Annotated in this window: 14 protein-coding genes and 2 tRNA genes; 6 read left to right on the forward strand and 10 right to left on the reverse strand. The window is 60.9% G+C overall.

Annotated features, from left to right (window positions below; all coding sequences use genetic code 11):
• Positions 1 to 233: 233 nt before the first annotated feature.
• From clpP to VD964_RS06010, 6 genes are all read right to left on the reverse strand, one after another.
• Positions 234 to 866, reverse strand: coding sequence for an ATP-dependent Clp endopeptidase proteolytic subunit ClpP (clpP, locus tag VD964_RS05985; protein WP_324866571.1), 633 nt, complete (start codon positions 864 to 866; stop codon positions 234 to 236).
• Positions 867 to 978: 112 nt separating this feature from the next.
• Positions 979 to 2,310 carry a trigger factor gene (gene tig, locus VD964_RS05990; RefSeq protein WP_324866573.1) on the reverse strand — a complete coding sequence of 444 codons (1,332 nt, stop codon included), beginning with the start codon at positions 2,308 to 2,310 and terminating at the stop codon, positions 979 to 981.
• A gap of 91 nt (positions 2,311 to 2,401) precedes the next feature.
• A tRNA-Leu gene (locus VD964_RS05995) sits at positions 2,402 to 2,486 on the reverse strand.
• Positions 2,487 to 2,623: 137 nt separating this feature from the next.
• Positions 2,624 to 4,153 (reverse strand): malonyl-CoA decarboxylase, encoded by a 1,530-nt coding sequence (locus VD964_RS06000; RefSeq protein WP_324866575.1) that lies wholly within the window; start codon positions 4,151 to 4,153, stop codon positions 2,624 to 2,626.
• A gap of 102 nt (positions 4,154 to 4,255) precedes the next feature.
• Complete coding sequence (locus VD964_RS06005) at positions 4,256 to 5,719, reverse strand: NAD(P)H-hydrate dehydratase (protein WP_324866577.1); 1,464 nt, start codon at positions 5,717 to 5,719, stop codon at positions 4,256 to 4,258.
• 177 nt (positions 5,720 to 5,896) lie between these two features.
• A tRNA-His gene (locus VD964_RS06010) sits at positions 5,897 to 5,972 on the reverse strand.
• Between the two features lie 368 nt (positions 5,973 to 6,340).
• Here VD964_RS06010 and VD964_RS06015 point away from each other — a divergent pair.
• The 5 genes from VD964_RS06015 to VD964_RS29860 all read left to right on the forward strand — a co-directional run bounded on the left by VD964_RS06015 (position 6,341) and on the right by VD964_RS29860 (position 11,814).
• A complete protein-coding gene (locus tag VD964_RS06015; protein WP_012974531.1) occupies positions 6,341 to 6,679 on the forward strand; it encodes a P-II family nitrogen regulator in 339 nt (112 codons plus the stop codon).
• A 294-nt stretch (positions 6,680 to 6,973) separates the two neighbouring features.
• Positions 6,974 to 8,383: a type I glutamate--ammonia ligase gene (gene glnA / locus VD964_RS06020; protein WP_324866581.1), complete on the forward strand. Its 1,410-nt coding sequence runs from the start codon at positions 6,974 to 6,976 to the stop codon at positions 8,381 to 8,383.
• A 588-nt stretch (positions 8,384 to 8,971) separates the two neighbouring features.
• Positions 8,972 to 9,640, forward strand: a complete 669-nt coding sequence (locus VD964_RS06025) for a DUF3102 domain-containing protein (protein ID WP_324866583.1) — start codon at positions 8,972 to 8,974, stop codon at positions 9,638 to 9,640.
• Positions 9,641 to 9,761: 121 nt separating this feature from the next.
• Positions 9,762 to 11,582 (forward strand): hypothetical protein, encoded by a 1,821-nt coding sequence (locus VD964_RS06030; protein WP_324866585.1) that lies wholly within the window; start codon positions 9,762 to 9,764, stop codon positions 11,580 to 11,582.
• A 25-nt stretch (positions 11,583 to 11,607) separates the two neighbouring features.
• The gene (locus tag VD964_RS29860) at positions 11,608 to 11,814 is read left to right on the forward strand and encodes a helix-turn-helix transcriptional regulator (RefSeq protein WP_414637099.1); all 207 of its coding nucleotides are present in this window, start codon (positions 11,608 to 11,610) and stop codon (positions 11,812 to 11,814) included.
• A gap of 71 nt (positions 11,815 to 11,885) precedes the next feature.
• Here the strand turns inward: VD964_RS29860 and VD964_RS06035 are convergent, their stop codons facing one another.
• On the reverse strand, positions 11,886 to 12,359 hold the full coding sequence (locus VD964_RS06035; protein WP_324866587.1) for a hypothetical protein: 474 nt from the start codon (positions 12,357 to 12,359) through the stop codon (positions 11,886 to 11,888).
• A 7-nt stretch (positions 12,360 to 12,366) separates the two neighbouring features.
• Positions 12,367 to 13,392 carry a hypothetical protein gene (locus VD964_RS06040; RefSeq protein ID WP_324866589.1) on the reverse strand — a complete coding sequence of 342 codons (1,026 nt, stop codon included), beginning with the start codon at positions 13,390 to 13,392 and terminating at the stop codon, positions 12,367 to 12,369.
• A gap of 249 nt (positions 13,393 to 13,641) precedes the next feature.
• Between VD964_RS06040 and VD964_RS06045 the strand changes: the two genes are divergently transcribed.
• Positions 13,642 to 14,208, forward strand: a complete 567-nt coding sequence (locus VD964_RS06045) for a recombinase family protein (RefSeq protein WP_324866591.1) — start codon at positions 13,642 to 13,644, stop codon at positions 14,206 to 14,208.
• Between the two features lie 56 nt (positions 14,209 to 14,264).
• On the opposite strand, the gene VD964_RS29865 is transcribed toward VD964_RS06045, so the two are convergent.
• Positions 14,265 to 14,867: a GIY-YIG nuclease family protein gene (locus VD964_RS29865; RefSeq protein WP_414637100.1), complete on the reverse strand. Its 603-nt coding sequence runs from the start codon at positions 14,865 to 14,867 to the stop codon at positions 14,265 to 14,267.
• A 206-nt stretch (positions 14,868 to 15,073) separates the two neighbouring features.
• Positions 15,074 to 16,681: a site-specific integrase gene (locus VD964_RS06050; protein ID WP_324866593.1), complete on the reverse strand. Its 1,608-nt coding sequence runs from the start codon at positions 16,679 to 16,681 to the stop codon at positions 15,074 to 15,076.
• Between the last annotated feature and the right edge of the window lie 119 nt (positions 16,682 to 16,800).

Here is a 16,800-nt window from a genome sequence, read left to right on the forward strand (position 1 = left end):
CGAGCAGTAGAGCGTATTCTTCGAATCGCCGCTGCTGGACTTGGTCATCTGTACTCCGTCATGCTCCCGGGGGACCCAATCGAAAGAGGCAATCCCAGCGACGTCCCCCGACGCCGATCCTGAATGCTACGTTGTCGCGGCAGCATGCCGCGACAAGTCCAACGTCGCGCGCCGGATCCCTGCCATTCAACAACAGGGGGACCGGCGCAATCAACATTTTGTTCACGCGGCTATCAGGCCGCGGCGTTCTCGCCCGGAATGGGGCGCCGCTCGACCACCTCGTCGATGAGGCCGAACGCCTTGGCTTCCTCGGGCGACATGAACTTGTCGCGCTCCATGTTCTGCTCGATCACGTCGATCGACTGCCCGGTGTGGCGGGCGTAGATGTCGTTCAGGCGCGCGCGCAGCTTCAGAATCTCCTGCGCCTGGATCTCGATGTCCGCGGCCTGACCCTGCGCACCGCCCGAAGGCTGGTGGATCATGATCCGGCTGTTGGGCAGCGAGAAGCGCTTGCCCGGCGCACCGGCGGCAAGCAGCAGGGAGCCCATGGAGGCGGCCTGCCCGATGCACACCGTCGACACCTGCGGGCGGATGTACTGGATTGTGTCGTAGATCGCGAGACCCGACGAGACGTAGCCGCCCGGCGAGTTGATGTAGAACGCGATGTCCTTGTTCGGGTTTTCCGACTCAAGGAACAGCAGCTGCGCGCAGATCAGGCTGGCGACGGCGTCGTTGACGCCACCGATCAGGAAGATGATCCGCTCCTTCAGCAGGCGGGAATAGATGTCGTACGCGCGCTCGCCCCGGTTGGTCTGTTCGATGACCATCGGGACCAGAGCATTCATCTTCGGCTCGAAGTCGTACATGTGTTCTTCCCTGCCCCCGCAGTTGGCTGAACCGGTGATCGTTGCCGGCACGGAACCACATATAGGAACCTTTGGGGGCGGATGGTAGTCCGCCCCCACTCCTTTTGGGGAGTTAGGCGGCCTCAGCCTCGTCCTCGTCCTTCGTCAGCTCTTCGACGCTGACGGTCTTCTCGGTCACCTTGGCCTGATCCAGGATGTGATCGACCACCTTGTCCTCGAAGATCGGGGCGCGGAGATTCTCAAGCGCCTGCTGGTTCTGCTTGAAGAACTCGAACACCTGACGCTCCTGGCCGGGGAAGCGGCGGGCCTCGTTGATCAGAGCGCGGTTCACCTCGTCCTGGGTGACCTGGATGTTGTTGCGGCGGCCGACTTCCGACAGCAGCAGACCCAGGCGGACGCGGCGCTCGGCGATCGAGCGGTACTCGGCCTTCAGTTCGTCCTCGGACTTGTTGGCGTCCTCGCCGGCCGTGCCGTTCTTCAGCTCTTCCTGCAGGCGGGCCCAGATGCCCTCGAACTCGATGTCGACCATGCCGGCCGGCACCTCGAACGAATGGGCCTCGGCCAGCTTGTCGAGCAGCTGGCGCTTCACGCGCAGGCGCGACAGGCCGTCATACTCGCCCTTGATGCGGTCGCGGATGGCTTCGCGCATCTTTTCCAGGCTCTCCATGCCGAACTCCTTGGCGAGTTCGTCATTGACCTCGGCCGGGACGTTCTTGCGCAGCTCCTTCACGTCGACCTCGAAGACGGTCGCGGCACCCTTCAGGCGCTCGTGCGGGTAGTCTTCCGGGAAGGTGACGTTGACGGTGCGGTGCTCGCCGGCCTTGGCGCCGACCAGCTGCTCCTCGAAGCCCGGCACGAAACGGCCGGCACCGAGTTCCAGCGGGTAGTCCTTGCCGTCCATGCCCGGCAGGGCCTCGCCATCGACGGAACCGGCGAAGTCGATCACGGCGATGTCGCCGGTCTCGGCAGCGCGGTCCTCGGTGACCGGGGCCTGGGTCGAGTGGGCCGAGGCCAGACGGGCCAGCGCCTCTTCCACCGACTCGTCGGTGACCTCGGCGACCGGCTTCTCCAGCTCGATGCCGGTGAACTCGCCCGGCTCCACGTCCGGCAGCAGCTCGACCGCCATCTTGTAGGTGAGGTCGCCGCCGTCCTCGTACTTCTCGACTTCGATCTTCGGCTGCAGGGCGACGCGCAGGCCGCGCTCGCTCAGCGCCTGGCGCGAGCTGTCGGAGATGGCGTCCTCCAGCACCTCGGACAGCACGCCACCGAAATAGCGCTGCTTGATCACGGTGACCGGCACCTTGCCCGGACGGAAGCCCGGCAGCTGGACCGTGCGGCGCAGCTCTTCCAGCTTGCCGTTCACCTTCTCTTCGATGTCCTTGGCGGAAATGACGACCTGAAATTCGCGCTTGAGGCCGTCGGTGCTGGTCTCGGTGATGTTCATCGGAACGAAAGCCTATCTCGTTGTTCCGGCCCGGCGGCGCCCGTCCGGGCGGCCCGAATCCGTGTTGTCCATGCGGTCCAAGGTGTTGCCATGGTGCGGGCGAAGGGACTTGAACCCATACGACCGAAGTCACTGGAACCTAAATCCAGCGCGTCTACCAATTCCGCCACGCCCGCGTTCATGGCAAAGGCAGCCGCGACGGGTGCGCAAACACCCGCCGGACCGCCGGCGAAGTCCGGTCTATAGCACAGCGCGCCGGAAGCAAACAGGCAAAATGGCCCCGCTCAATAGAGTGAGGCCCGGTCTGTTCGCGTCAGCCGCCAGCCTTGCCCAGCGACCTTACCGTGGACGAGGTGATGATGCGCCCCTCGCCGGTATAGGCCTCGTGGTTGGCGTCGATCTCGCCCAGCCGGTAGCGGTAGTTGATCATCATCCCCAGCGACTGTTTCAGCCCCTTGGCCGAGCGGTCGGCCAGCCAGTTCAGCCGCTCCATGCGCGCGCCGTTGGTCAGATGGAAATGCGCCACCGGATCCTGCGCGCGGGCGCGTCCATGGCCCTTCGCCTCCTGCACCGTCGTCAGGTAATGGGTGCACATCCTCATCAAGGGACCGCGCAGGCGTTTCTGGAGTTCTTCATCCCCCGCCCAGCCGGGGCGGGACAGGGCGCGGGCGAGCAGCGGCGATTCGTCGATGCCGACGCCGCCTTCGGTCACCGCTTCGCTATCGTCGGACTGCTCCAGTTCGGTCAGCCGCTCGGCAATGCGCTCGGCTTCCGTGTTGGTCAGCACGGCGTCGCCGTCGCGGTCGAGCGTGCGATCGAACCAGCGGCGGAATCCGGGAATCGGCGACAGGGTGGCGTAACACTTGATGTTGGGGAATTCGGTCGCCAGCCCGTCGACCACCCGCTTGATCAGGAAATTGCCGAAGCTGATGCCGGCCAGCCCGACCTGGGCGTTGGAGATCGAATAGAAAATGGCGCTGTCGGCGCTCTTCGGATCGCAGACCGGGGCGGTGGGATCGAGCAGCGCCTGCACATTGTCCGACATGCCCTGGACCAGCGCGACCTCGACGAAGATCAGCGGCTCGTGCGGCATGCGCGGATGGAAGAATGCGAAGCAACGCCGGTCGGAATCGAGCCGGTCCTTCAGATCCTGCCAGCCGCTGATCTCGTGCACCGCCTCATACTTGATCAGTTTTTCCAGCAGCGAGGCCGGGCTGTCCCATGTAATGCGGTGCATTTCCAGGAAGCCGACGTCGAACCAGGCACGCAGCAGGTTCTTCAGATCGTCTTCCAACGCCTGCAGCAGCGGTTCGCCGCGCGCCATCTCCATCAGTTCGGCGCGCAGGTCGACCAGGAACTTGACGCCTTCAGGCAGGGCGTTGAACTGGGTCAGCAGGCGCAGGCGCGGCGGTTCCAGCGCACGGCGCAGAGCCCGCTCGGCATGGCCGCGGGCGACCGGGTCGGCAGCCGCCTGGAAGGTCACCATCGCGTCCATCACCGCGTCGCGATCGACGTCGAAGTCACGTGCGAGCATCAGAAGGAAGTTCCGGCGACCCTGGGGATCGAGCGCCAGATAGGTGCGGCCGAGCTGGGCAGCGCGGGCGCGGGCCGAAACCTCGCCGCCGCGCGATTCCAGGCAGGCCTCGATCTGCTCCTTCAGCCGTTCGGCGTCTTCCCGCGGCAGATGGGTGCGCGGCGGTGCGCCGACGGCACCGCGGGCCGAGGCTGCGATCTCGCGCCAGCGGGTGCGCAGGTTGTCCAGCGCGCGGTCGAAGAAATTGGGCTGCGCGACCTGGGACGGCGGCACAGGATCCAGCGTGGTCGTGTCGGGTGCGTCGCTCATGCCCCGGAGTCTGGCCCGCCCCGACCGACGCCGCAAGGGGGCGCGTGGACGCTGCCGTCGGGAGTACCGCCAACGTCACCCTTGGGTGACCCTTCGCGGATTTCAGGCCTGCGCCTTCAGTGCCTTCAGCACACCGGGAAGCGCACCCGCCAGATCGTCGGAGATCAGGCCGGGGCCCAGCGCGCGCCCGGCCTCGCCATGCAGCCAGACGGCGGTGCAGGCGGCCTCGAACCCGTCCATTCCCTGCGCCAGCAGGCCCAGAACGATGCCGGCCAGCACATCGCCGGTCCCGGCGGTCGCCAGATCGGGCGGCGCGTTGACGTTGACCACGGCGCGGCCGTCGGGCGCGGCGACCACTGTGTCCGCCCCCTTCAGCACCACCACGGCACCGGACCGGGCAGCGGCGGCGCGGACCCGCGACAGCTTGTCGCCGTCCATGCCGACGGAGTCGCCGAACAGCCGGGCGAACTCCCCCTCATGCGGGGTCAGGATGCAGCGCTTGTCGAGCCGGTCGAGCAGTTCGTCGGCCGATTCGGCGAAGCTGGTCAGCGCATCGGCGTCCAGCACGCAGGCCTTGCGGGCGTCCAGTGCGGCCATCACCGCGGCGCGGGTCTGCGCGCCCCTGCCCGCCCCCGGCCCGATCAGCACCGCGTTCTTCCGCTGGTCCTCCAGCAGGCGGGCGAAGGCGCCGTCATCCTCCAGCGGGTCGATGATCACGCTGGCGCATCCGGCGGCATAGATCGGGAAGGCCTCCTGCGGGCAGGCGATGGTGACCAGCCCGGCCCCGGCCCGCAGGGCCGCGACCGAGGCAAGCCGCGCCGCCCCGGTCATCCGGGCGCCGCCGAGAACCACGGCATGGCCGCGCGCATATTTGTGGCCGTCCAGCGCCGGCCAGGGAAAGCGGTGGCGCCACAGCGACGGCTCGTTGACGGCGGTCTGCGGGGCGATGCCGTCCAGCACCCGCTCCGGAATGCCGATGTCGGCGACCACCACCTCGCCGCACAGGGTTCGGCCGGGCAACAGCACATGGCCGGGCTTGCGGCGGAAGAAGGTGACGGTCAGCGCCGCCTGGGGCGCGGCGCCCAGCACCCGGCCGCTGTCGCCGTGCAGGCCGCTCGGCACGTCCACCGCCACCACCGTGCGCCCGTCCATCGCTTCGACGATGGCGCGGGCGTGGCCGTCGAGCGGCCGGGACAGGCCGGCGCCGAACAGCGCGTCGATGACCAGGGGATTGCCCTTGAGGATGTAGGGATCGGCCGCCTCGATCGGACCGGGCCAGCGGTCTGCAGCCACCGCGGCGTCGCCTGTGAGTGCCGAGCGTGTGCCGAGCAGCGCCAGCCGCACCGGCCAGCCGGCCTCCAGCAGAAGGCGGGCGATCACGAAGCCGTCGCCGCCATTGTTGCCGGGACCGCAGAGCACCGCGGTCGGGTGCGGCGCCCAGCGTTCGCACACCGCGCGGACCACGGCGGCGCCGGCGGCCTCCATCAGGGCCGGGCCGGGCACCCCGGCGGCAATGGCCAGTTGATCGGCCCGATACATCTCTGCGACGGACAGAAGCTCATCCATCCCCCACTCCCCGGCGCTGCGTTCCGTTGCGGGCGAACTTGCACGCCCCCACTCTACCCCTGGGCTGCGTCTTTGCCCGCAACGGACGATGCAGACAAGCATAAACGCCCGCAAGACGGCCAGTAAGCCGTGCGGACGATAAGAAGAACGGATTTTAAGGGGAAAGGAAAGGGAAGATGGGGCGATGGATGGGACTCGAACCCACGACCACTCGGACCACAACCGAGGGCTCTACCAACTGAGCTACCACCGCCACCGTCAGCGTTTCCGCCGTCGGGAGCCGCGTTATCCTCCACCTCGGCTTTCCGGTCAAGCGCCTTTTTCGCGAAAAGTGAAAAAACTTCTTTCGGGGTTGGAGCACACCCCTTTCGCCGCCGATTGCCGCCTTCGATGACGCGCAGGCAGCGCAGTGCTTGCGCCAATTGCACAAATATTGTTCAATCCGCTGAATCCTTCGGCAGCACCCTGCCCCATCGGACGGCACCCGACCGTCTTATGACCAGCGTCGATGCCGCCGGACCGGATCGGCCGAATGTGGCACGCTCCATGCTTACCGTCGTCGCTGTCGGCAGTGCCGTGGACGGTGCCTGCCGGCGTTGGCACCTCGTACCCGAGAGACCCATGAAGAAGATCGAAGCCATCATCAAGCCGTTCAAACTCGACGAGGTGAAGGAAGCCCTTCACGAGGTCGGGATCAAGGGGATCACCGTCACCGAAGCCAAGGGCTTCGGCCGCCAGAAGGGCCACACCGAGCTTTACCGCGGCGCGGAATACGTCGTGGACTTCCTGCCGAAGGTGAAGATCGAGGTGGTGATGGAAGACTCCCTGGTGGAACGGGCGATCGAGGCGATCCAGCAGGCCGCCCATACCGGCCGCATCGGCGACGGCAAGATCTTCGTCACGCCCGTGGAGGAAGTGGTCCGCATCCGCACCGGCGAAAAGGGTGCCGACGCGATCTGATCGCGCACCGCACCCGTTCCCGCACTTCCAACCGGCTCCCTTCCGACCAGCACCCGCCAACATGCGCCGCTTTCCCCATCCCCTCGCGCCGGCCCCTGCCGCACCCTTCGCCGAACGGCCGATGGCCGCCTATGGCGAACGTGCGACTTTTTGGGTTGGCGCGTTGTACGGGGAAGAAAGGCGTGAGATAACGTCCGCCGCGAGCGCCGCCCTCCGCCGCCGAAGCCCCGAAGGGGCTGGGGCAGCGGCTTGACGCAGCGGGATCCAACCCTCTTAAAGCGTGGAAAAAGAGACATGTCCGACATCAGCAAGGTCTTCGACCTGATCAAGGAACACGACGTCAAGTACGTGGACCTGCGCTTCACCGACCCGCGCGGCAAGCTGCATCACACGGCCCAGCACGTCTCGACCATCGACGAGGATGTGTTCGAGGACGGCATCATGTTCGACGGTTCCTCGATCGCCGGCTGGAAGGGCATCGAAGAGTCGGACATGATCCTGAAGCTGGACCCGACGACGGCCGTCATGGATCCGTTCGCCGCCCAGCCGACGCTGAACATCCTCTGCGACGTGTATGATCCGGGCACCGGCGGCTCCTACGCCCGCTGCCCGCGCGGCATCGCCAAGGCCGCCGAGCGCTACACCGCCTCGGCCGGCATCGGCGACACCGTCTTCTTCGGTCCGGAAGCCGAATTCTTCGTCTTCGACAACGTGAAGTACACGGTCGAGATGAACAAGGTGTCCTACCAGTTCGATTCGGACGAAGGCACCTATTCGTCCGACAAGGATTATGAGGACGGCAACCTGGGCCACCGCCCGGGCACCAAGGGCGGTTACTTCCCGGTCGCCCCGATCGACAGCTGCAACGACCTGCGCGCCGAGATGCTGAGCGTCCTGGCCGAGATGGGCGTTCCGGTCGAGAAGCACCACCACGAGGTGGCCGCCGCCCAGCATGAGCTGGGCATCAAGTTCGACACGCTGGTCCGCACCGGCGACAACATGCAGTACTACAAGTACGTGGTGCACAACGTCGCCCACGCCTACGGCAAGTCGGCCACCTTCATGCCGAAGCCGGTGTTCGGCGACAACGGCTCGGGCATGCACTGCCACCAGTCGATCTGGAAGGACGGCCAGCCGCTGTTCGCCGGCAACCAGTACGCCGACCTGTCGGAGCTGGCGCTGTACTACATCGGCGGCATCATCAAGCACGCCAAGGCGCTGAACGCCTTCACCAATCCGTCGACCAACAGCTACAAGCGTCTGGTCCCGGGCTATGAGGCCCCGGTTCTGCTGGCCTACTCGGCCCGCAACCGTTCGGCGTCCTGCCGCATCCCGTACGTTGCCTCGCCGAAGGGCAAGCGCGTCGAGGTCCGCTTCCCGGATCCGTCGGCCAACCCGTACCTGGCCTTCGCCGCCATGCTGATGGCCGGCCTGGACGGCATCCAGAACAAGATCCATCCTGGCGACGCGATGGACAAGAACCTGTACGACCTGCCGCCGGAAGAGCTGGCCAAGGTCCCGACCGTCTGCGGCTCGCTGCGCGAAGCCCTGAACTCCCTGCGCGAGGACAACGAGTTCCTGCGCAAGGGCGACGTCTTCTCGCAGGACATGATCGACGGCTACATCGACCTCCGCACGGAAGAGATGATGGCCTTCGAGACCATGCCGCACCCGATCGAGTACAAGATGTACTACTCGGTTTGATTTGGTCCTTGGAAACACTGGGCCTTTCATCACTTCGGAAACGGAGGGTGTACCGGCCCGGTGTACCCAGTCAAGAGGCTCCCTGGGAAATCAGGGGGCCTTTTTTCTTTGCGGTTACTGGCGCCTCTCTCTGTGCCCCTGGAAAGCCTTCGGATGGGCGCCCTGGTGCGGGTTGCCCCGACCGCTACCGATGCAGCCGACACCAGCCCAAACGAATCAGCTGGCGTTACTGCGGCTCCCTGTGGGCCATGGATCAGCGGGAGGGAGGTGTGGGACTCCAGATGGAACCAGCAGACCCCGGCCCCTCTGGAAATCCCGCTTCACAAATGAGGGGTAAAGGTCGATGCGGTTGATGTTGGCGGCTTCCTACTCAACCGTCTTACCCTCCGACCGATGCCCAAGCGCCGCTCTCCGGCACCGCTTCCCAAAGTCGGCTTAGTTAGGTCCGATTTTACGACCAGAATACCGTATCTAGTAGCCAACAAGCTCCCTGCACACTTCTAATTGATAAATTTTCGCCGTCGCAACATTGGCGGCGTTTAATTCACCCACCCTTAGGGAGAAACTCCGACTCTGAGGGATCAAAACATGCTGCCGACCATCACCGTAGACCTGCCTTTCCTGGCCCGCGAAGTGAACGATGCTCACGCCCAGACCCACAACCACGCCAAGGGGATGCTCTTGGAGGCGAAGCGGGCCGGTGAGGCATTGGTGAAGGCCAAGGGCCTGTGCCCGCACGGGACGTTCAAGGATTGGGTGCAGGCACACTGCCGCCTCAGCTACCGCCAAGCCACCGCCTATATGCGTGTTGCCAAGCTGTCCAAAGATGCGGACCTCCGCACTTTTGACGGTGGCATTGACGCCTTCCTTCAGACGTTCGCAACCAAGCGTACCAAGGATCCTGCCCCCGAGTTCACCCATCGTGATGCGGATCACGTCCTGCGCATCCATGCTCTTGCCGAGCGGGGAGCGGAGCATGAACGGGATGTGGCTGCGGACAAGCTGACCCAGACAGCCGAGCGGTTCGGAATGGCGGCTGAAGCCATGGTCAAGCAGGCACACAAGCTGCGCCCGAACAACGACCTTACCGACGCCGAAAAAGAAGCCAGAACGTTTGAAGAATGTCTGAAGGCACAGGCTTCGGCTTTTCAGGAACGAGAAGCCATTTTCCGGGAATTGGAAGAACAGTTTTCCAACACACCGAAAGAGGACCTTCTTCGCATCCTGACTGATCTTCGGATCAAAGGTGTTTGGTAAGCGCTGGAAGTGGCAGGAAATTTTACTTGAAGCGCTAAAGCTAAAACAAGGGGGACGCCTCTATTAAAGAAGAAGAGAAGCTTCCCCTCTAATTTCAATCACAATCCCAAACAGGAAAACCATGGAACCTATCGCTCTCCCAGCCAATTCGGCTGCGGACAATGCAATGCCGTGCCCTACAGACCATGAATGTGTTTCGCTCTCCACTATCACGATTGATTGTTTGAAGGAGTGTTTCACTTCGGTCAGCCATAGCCCCAATCCCTTGATGTGGGAAGCGCTGTCCGATCAGGCCAAGGCTATGGAGGCGATGGCAAACGGTACAGCCCGTCCGTCCCTCCACCTCTCGTCCCTGGACCCAGGGGTAGGCAAGACACAGACCCTCTACGCCTTTGTCCGCAACCTTGTCCGCTCCCCCGCCCATGCCGGTGTTGGGGTGCTGATCTGCCTTGGTCGGCTGGAAGAGGTCCGCAGCTTCGTACAGGGCATGAACGCCTTCGGAGCGCTGCCGTCTAACGCTGTTGCCGTCATGACCGGCAAGAAGGAGGTGAACGCCCTTGGGCATCCGGTGCCCCAAGAGGCGCAGGTGTTGGTAACGACCCACCAGCGTTTGGAGCGGATGAGGGGCCGTCGGCTGTCCGATGCTTCCGCCTTCTTCTACCAGGGCAAGCCAAGGGCCGTCCGGGTGTGGGATGAGTCGTTCCTCCCCGCCCGTGCCGTGGTGCTGAACACCAACACCATTGCTGGCCTGCTGGAAACCCTGTCCACCATCAACCCGGACCTGCGCGCCCGGATCATGGCGACGGTGAATGAGGTCGAGGGGCTACCTGACAACAGCACCTACACCATTCCTGACTTCGAGGCGGAGTTCGGCATAGGTCTTCCGAAGGTGATCCGGGCAATGGGGCGGAGGGCACCCACAAGGCTGAAGGATGCCGCGGCCGACCTTTGGCACCTGTCGGGGCGAACAGTCAGCGTCCGATGCGGTAACAGGGACGGATGGGCCTTGGTCGATTATCGCGACAGCCTTCCCCCTGATATGGCCCCCATGCTCATCCTTGATGCGTCGGGGCGTGTCCGGGCCACCTATGACGACATGGAAGCCCGCGGCCTACTGGTGAAACTCCGCCCGGCTGTGAAGCGGTACGACAACCTCACCGTCCATCTGTGGGACAAGGGCGGCGGGAAATCCTCCTTCTCTAACCACGGAGATGAACTGTGTAAGGAGGTCGCCCGCATGGTACTGACCAAGCCGCAGGAACCTTGGTTGGTCATCGTCCACAAGCCCCACCCAACCGGCGGAGATTACGAACGACTGATTCGCCAGCAGCTACAGGGGGCCGACGTGGATGTAGCCTTCCTGACGTGGGGCAATCACATGGCAACCAACGCCTACGTGGATCGGCCGAACGTGATCCTTGCCGGTACGCTGTTCTACAGCGACGCCCAGTATGAGGCCCTGAAGCGATCCGTTGCCGATCAGAGGGCATCCGACGCCAGTGTGAGCGCTGAGGCGCTGGCGCGGGTGAAGATGGGGGAAACGATGCACCATCTCCTACAGGCCCTCTGCCGGGCTTCTGTGCGTCGCTGTGAGGGTGATGGTTGCCCGCCCACCAACGCCTATGTCATCGGCAGCAGCCGCCATGACTTCCAAGGGGCGCTTGTAGAAGCGTTCCCAGGTGCGAGAGTGACGCCATGGCGACCCGAAGGGCTAAGGTTGACTGGGTATGTCGCAAAAGCGATTACCTACTTGTCGGAAATGGCGAAGGTCGTTCAAGCAGGTGCCAAGGTGCGGTTCAAGCAAGTCGCACAGGCAATTGGTATGAAGCCCGAGAACTTTAACAAGGATGTTCGCGAGCATCCGGCTTTCAGTGAGGCGCTGGGCGAACTCGGCATTGTCGAGGTCGGAGGCAAATCGCGGAAGACCTCTTTCCAATTCTAGTAATGCATTTGAGAGGATGGAGTTAATGGCAGGCACCCCAGAGGTTCCCGAGTGGACACCCGAAGACCTGAAGGTATGGCGTGGGCGCATGGGCATGACCCAGGCAGCCGCAGCCGATGCTTTAGGCATTAGCCGCCGCTCGTACATCGACCGTGAGAAGCCTGAGGCCCGGATCAGCCGGGAAACGGTCCTAGCGTGTCTGTACCTTGAACAGCAGGCGGGCAGAGGGTGACATAGGGGAGGGCCTTCGGGTTCCTCCCCTTTCTTTTTGCACTCACCAACGTGTTTGCGCTAATTTCTCTATTAGACAGACTTAATCTCATCCTCCATCACATCAAATCGAAGCCTCTGAAGACCTATGACTCTTTTTGGAAATGAAAATGCGCTAACGACACCATAAGTCACAATAAATATGTTTATAGCCATGAAATATTTTCCGGTTTCACCATGTTTTATATAATCCTCCCATTGCTTGATTGCTAGTATCCATAGCAACATCGCGACGCATACGCACATATATATCCGAAATTGCTTCAGCCAAAATTTTTGCTGACGTTCTAGAGCCAATCTCAGCGCTTTTGCTTTAGTAATAGGTAGTTTTTCTGGAGAAACGAGCATGGCAGTAAAGACCATGCTTTGCGCCACCAAGCCAGCAAGGATTGAGAACACTGAAAGTATGCCGCTGGTTGCTGAATCAAACACCTCCGCAGAGAGAAAATAATAGGCAAACGACGCGGCGGATAACGATATCATTGCCCTAAATAATACAGTTTTCATCGCTTCCCTACAGCGCTGGTATCCGCTTATTATTCACCCAAGAGGTATAAACTCCATAGAGAACCCTAGCTGCGCTTTCAGGATCGAGACGATTAGCGCCTACAATGGTTTGTATCTTCTCATCAGAAACGAGCTTTAATTTTCCGTTCGATATCGTCCCGCCTGGAATGCCAAATTCTACAAAATCATCGGGAAGTTGCATTAGAAAATTAGCCAATGTAGAGGCGCTGGCTTGATTTTTCTTATCAAATGCTCGGTCAATACGGAAGGTAAGATCCGGTCGCAGTCCGAAGTTTTTACTCAGCATCTTGTAGTCAATATCGGCTGAGTTTTCGGATGAAGAAAATACCTCTTTAGCACCCCTAAGCAATGCCCAGAAAAAGTCGTTAATAGACTGAGGGTCAAGGCGCAATCTCTTCTGCTCCGCCGTAAACATCTCAGAAGTAGATTTTATTGAAGAATTTGGATCTTTTATATGTATGCTCGTTACTTTTTCATAATCCTCGCCAGTAACGCTGGAGTCCGCTTTTTCACTAAGAGTGACTTTGAAATCATTTGGAAGTACTTTTGTATGAAAACACAGAAGCCATCGAATATAACTCTGAAGCTCTTGAAATCTAACATGAGTTGACTGCGTAGCAACCACATTGTTACCTTTAACAATGAAGTACATAACAGAGTCAAGCCAGCTCTTGTTTTCTCCTGGCGGCATCTGAGATATTGAAAACCATCTCGCGTTTGAATTGTGCTCTATGTAGGATTGGTGTGCCCCACGTTCGTAAGCAATGATTTCCCCGAAGAAGAACGTTGAGCCATTAGCAGTGGTTTTGGGTTCATAAAAGTTCAGCGCGTAAGTGCGCTCTCCATCAAGGGAGCGATTTAGAACGCTTTTCCCAGCACCGGAGGCATGTGTCTCGTCCAAAGCCTCCCGCAGTTTGCTCTCAAGCGTAGCGCCATTAAGCACCCCAAGTGGGTCTGTCAGGCGGCGATAGTAGATAGAGCGAGTGGTTATACCTTTCTTCGTTGGCTTCAAAGTTCCCCCCAATGAATGGCCATACCTCAAAATTGCATAAGCATATCATTTTGAGCGACGCGGCAAAAGCGTAACGGCGCTGCATTCCCATCCAACCTCTGAGGGTATTCCAGTCCCAATAGGCCGTGCCCTAGCGAACCGTCTCACGCCCACGCCTAAGCTGCCCCAATAAAGTACCCTCTTGCATTTTTGAGACAATGAGGCAATAACATCTAAGGGTTCATTGAGACACTTGGGACGGAACAGGCCATGTTGATCGGCTACGCTCGCACCAGCACCCTCGACCAGAAGGCCGGCATTGAGGCACAGGTCCGTGACCTTCAGGCGGCAGGATGCGAGAGGCTGTTTCAGGAACAGGTATCCTCTGTGGACGTGGCGAACCGGGAACAGCTTGCCATTGCCCTCGACTTCATCCGGGAAGGGGATGCCCTGGTGGTGACGAAGCTCGACCGCTTGGCCCGCTCTGTCGCCCACCTGATGACGATCCTCGACGCCCTGAAGGCCAAGGGCGCATCCCTGCGCATCCTGAACATGGGCATCGACACCAGCACCCCCACGGGCAAGCTGATGCTGACCATGCTTGGTGGCGTGGCGGAATTTGAGCGGGATATCATGCTTGAACGCCAGCGCGAGGGCATCGCCAAGGCCAAGGCTGAGGGGAAGTATAAGGGCAGGAAGCCCACGGCACAGGCCAAGGCGGAAGACGTGATGGCCCTGAAGGCGCAAGGTGTGGGTGCCAGTGAGATAGCCAAGCGACTCGGGATCGGCCGTGCGAGCGTCTACCGCATCCTTGGTGCCGACCCCATGCTTTGTTAGCCCAAGCCTATCTACAGCGGATGGACAGCAGCATAGAATAAAAAAACAGCCATACTTTACCAATATATCTTCTGAGAGCGAGTTTCTAACGAGTGTATTTTATAATTTCTCTCAGGTACTGTATCAGTCAATGCAGACCTAGCTGTAACGTAACTACAGCGAAATAGCTCATAGCACTGAGTTCTGCGCCCTTCTCTGTAATAGTATCCATCGATCGAATAAGCGCCTAGCAGTGAATGAACCTTACTCTCTGCGGCTCCGGCGTTTTCCGTTTTAGTTGATATCAGGTATTCCCAATCTCCAGCTTCACCATATCGGTAATGGTTGAGCATTCTTATGCGTGCCTCAAGATCCGATGTCACTCCCACCTTAAGTATCTTTATAGATGGAGATCCAGCCAAGTAAACAAACCCATTTTTGTAGTTTCTTAGTTGAAATGCGATGTTGGCAGTATTGCACTGGATACATTGCCCAGAGCGAGACTTTAATGAATGTCCGCCCTTTTGACACGGAGTAACTCCGTAAGCAAAATGCTTTCCTAGCTGCTTCATAACTATTCTGTAGTCAGCAGTTTTCATTCCTGTTGCATCAAATACGATACTCAGCGGGATCTTCTGCTCTGCGAGGAAGCGTCGCTGCTCAACAGTTATTTGCGCCATAACAGCCTCGTGTGGCTAATCCGAAAGCGACAAACTACTCCTTTCGACCAAAGGTTTAAAGGGTCCAATTTCAAGAGTAGTGACTCCCCGTGCTCCGCCCCGCTTCCCAAAGTTCACTTTTGTAGAATAGGGCTAAAGGTCATTCTCCCAGTTGTTGTTCCGACCTTCTTTCACGCAGGGCCTCTGTAGATTTCTCTCTGCCCTTATCACCCGGCGGGTTCCAGATGCGAGAGGTCAACGCCGAAATCCAACTTCTCGATCAGCGCCAAGCGTTCGGGTGCCGAGAGTAGCTTTCCGCCATAGACGCCGTAGGTGATGCCGACATTGACCACATGGCCGGCAAGCTGCCCGCTGAGTGTTTCCGGCACCCCGGCGACCTGCAAACTGGATATGAAGGTGTGACGGAAGCTGTGGAACTTCAGACCGGAGCGGCCAAGCCCAACCAAGTGCCTGAAGTGCGACCACCACGCACAGAACTTCTCGCTATAGCGCCCATCGGCACTCGGCTTTATCTCGGGCCACAGGGGACCGACGCCCTTCTTGGACACCTGTTCATGGTGGGACAGCAGGCCAAGCCGGATCAGCCGTGGATGCACCGGGACGATGCGCGTTCCTGCCGCCGTCTTGGTGTCTTCCACTGAGAAGCACCAGATGCCCTCGATCTGCCGCAGGTCCGTCACCTTCAGCTTCGCCGCCTCTTCAGCCCGCAAGCCCGAATGCAGGGCAATCAGGGGCAGCCAGAACTTATGGTCCTTCACCAGAACGCTGCCGGGCCTCTCCCGCCGATCCGCCCGCCAATGGCCGGTGTAGAGCGGACAGTGAAACAGCACCTTCAGGTCTGCGGGGGTGTAGGCGTCACGGTCAGCGTCATCCGCCTTGGGCGCCAGTCCCTTCAACGGGCTGTCGATGGTGCATTTCCCCTCGATCTTCGCCCAATTGAGCATAGCGTTCACGTACTTGAAGTTCTGGATGATGGTGTTGTTCGACAACTCCATATCGGCCAGCGCATCGCGCCAGTCACGGACATCATCCCGAGTGAGGTCATCAACCGCCTTGTTGTTCAGGATTTCGGCAAACCGGGTCAGCTTCGGCTTCGTGTTGGTGAGGGTGCGGCCCTTCCATTCCCCATCCCTGACCTTCGCTTCGGCGTAGACTTCCACCAACTCCGCCAGCGACATGGATTGGGGTGTGCGATCAACCGGCGGGGCTGCGGCAATCGCCGCGGGCGGCAGGGCGAACAGCGGATCACGGCCGGGGTGCCCATAGTCGCCAACCCGCCGGGCCTTGGTCTGGTTCAGCAACTCCACCTGTGCCCGAAGGAGAGTGCGGCAAAACCGCCCATAGGCATCGCTTGCCCGATCCACGGACAGCCCGCCTGCGGCCAAGAGTTCATCGGCCACAACCTCAATCTGCCTGTAGTCGTTGACGGCCAGTGCCTCCCGGCTGTCCCCGATCAAGTCGGACAGGAGTGTCAAGTCGGCCTGGATCGGCTCAATCTCGGGATCGGGGGCGGCATAGAGGGTTTCCCCTGCCCTGACCTTCTCCAAGTCGCGTTCCGCCGCGTCGAGTTCCTTCGCCAGCCAATCGCGGGCAATGGCGTTGATCCTGTCGGTGGTGAGGGCGGTATCGGTCATGGCGCTGACGAACAACCTGTCGGCAACCGCGGTCAGCCGCCGTCCCCTGACGATGGCCGTAGCGCGATCCTTGGTCCGCAAGGACACCACCAGTTCCCGCTTAACAAACCGCGAACGCAGACCCTCAGGCACCTTGCGCCGCCACCTGAACCCATCGCCCCGACGTTGGACATGAAGCACCGGATGCCCTCACCCACGGGCGCCGACAGGCCGTTCCGGTGTACCTCCCCGGTGTACCTGTGGGCGCGGCTTAAGCCGTGAAGTGGGAAAAATCCAATGATTTCAGGACCATGCCGCAC

It is taken from the genome of Azospirillum sp., assembly GCF_035628975.1.
GTDB lineage: Bacteria > Pseudomonadota > Alphaproteobacteria > Azospirillales > Azospirillaceae > Azospirillum.

Bases quoted from the DNA above. Each gene is read 5' to 3' on its own strand.
- VD964_RS06025 (WP_324866583.1), top strand. From the start codon at position 8,972: ATGCTGCCGACCATCACCGTAGACCTGCCTTTCCTGGCCCGCGAAGTG.
- tig (WP_324866573.1), bottom strand. From the start codon at position 2,310: ATGAACATCACCGAGACCAGCACCGACGGCCTCAAGCGCGAATTTCAG.
- VD964_RS06015 (WP_012974531.1), top strand. From the start codon at position 6,341: ATGAAGAAGATCGAAGCCATCATCAAGCCGTTCAAACTCGACGAGGTG.
- VD964_RS06005 (WP_324866577.1), bottom strand. From the start codon at position 5,719: ATGGATGAGCTTCTGTCCGTCGCAGAGATGTATCGGGCCGATCAACTG.
- glnA (WP_324866581.1), top strand. From the start codon at position 6,974: ATGTCCGACATCAGCAAGGTCTTCGACCTGATCAAGGAACACGACGTC.
- VD964_RS06045 (WP_324866591.1), top strand. From the start codon at position 13,642: ATGTTGATCGGCTACGCTCGCACCAGCACCCTCGACCAGAAGGCCGGC.
- VD964_RS06030 (WP_324866585.1), top strand. From the start codon at position 9,762: ATGGAACCTATCGCTCTCCCAGCCAATTCGGCTGCGGACAATGCAATG.
- VD964_RS29860 (WP_414637099.1), top strand. From the start codon at position 11,608: ATGGCAGGCACCCCAGAGGTTCCCGAGTGGACACCCGAAGACCTGAAG.
- VD964_RS06035 (WP_324866587.1), bottom strand. From the start codon at position 12,359: ATGAAAACTGTATTATTTAGGGCAATGATATCGTTATCCGCCGCGTCG.
- VD964_RS29865 (WP_414637100.1), bottom strand. From the start codon at position 14,867: ATGGCGCAAATAACTGTTGAGCAGCGACGCTTCCTCGCAGAGCAGAAG.
- clpP (WP_324866571.1), bottom strand. From the start codon at position 866: ATGTACGACTTCGAGCCGAAGATGAATGCTCTGGTCCCGATGGTCATC.
- VD964_RS06000 (WP_324866575.1), bottom strand. From the start codon at position 4,153: ATGAGCGACGCACCCGACACGACCACGCTGGATCCTGTGCCGCCGTCC.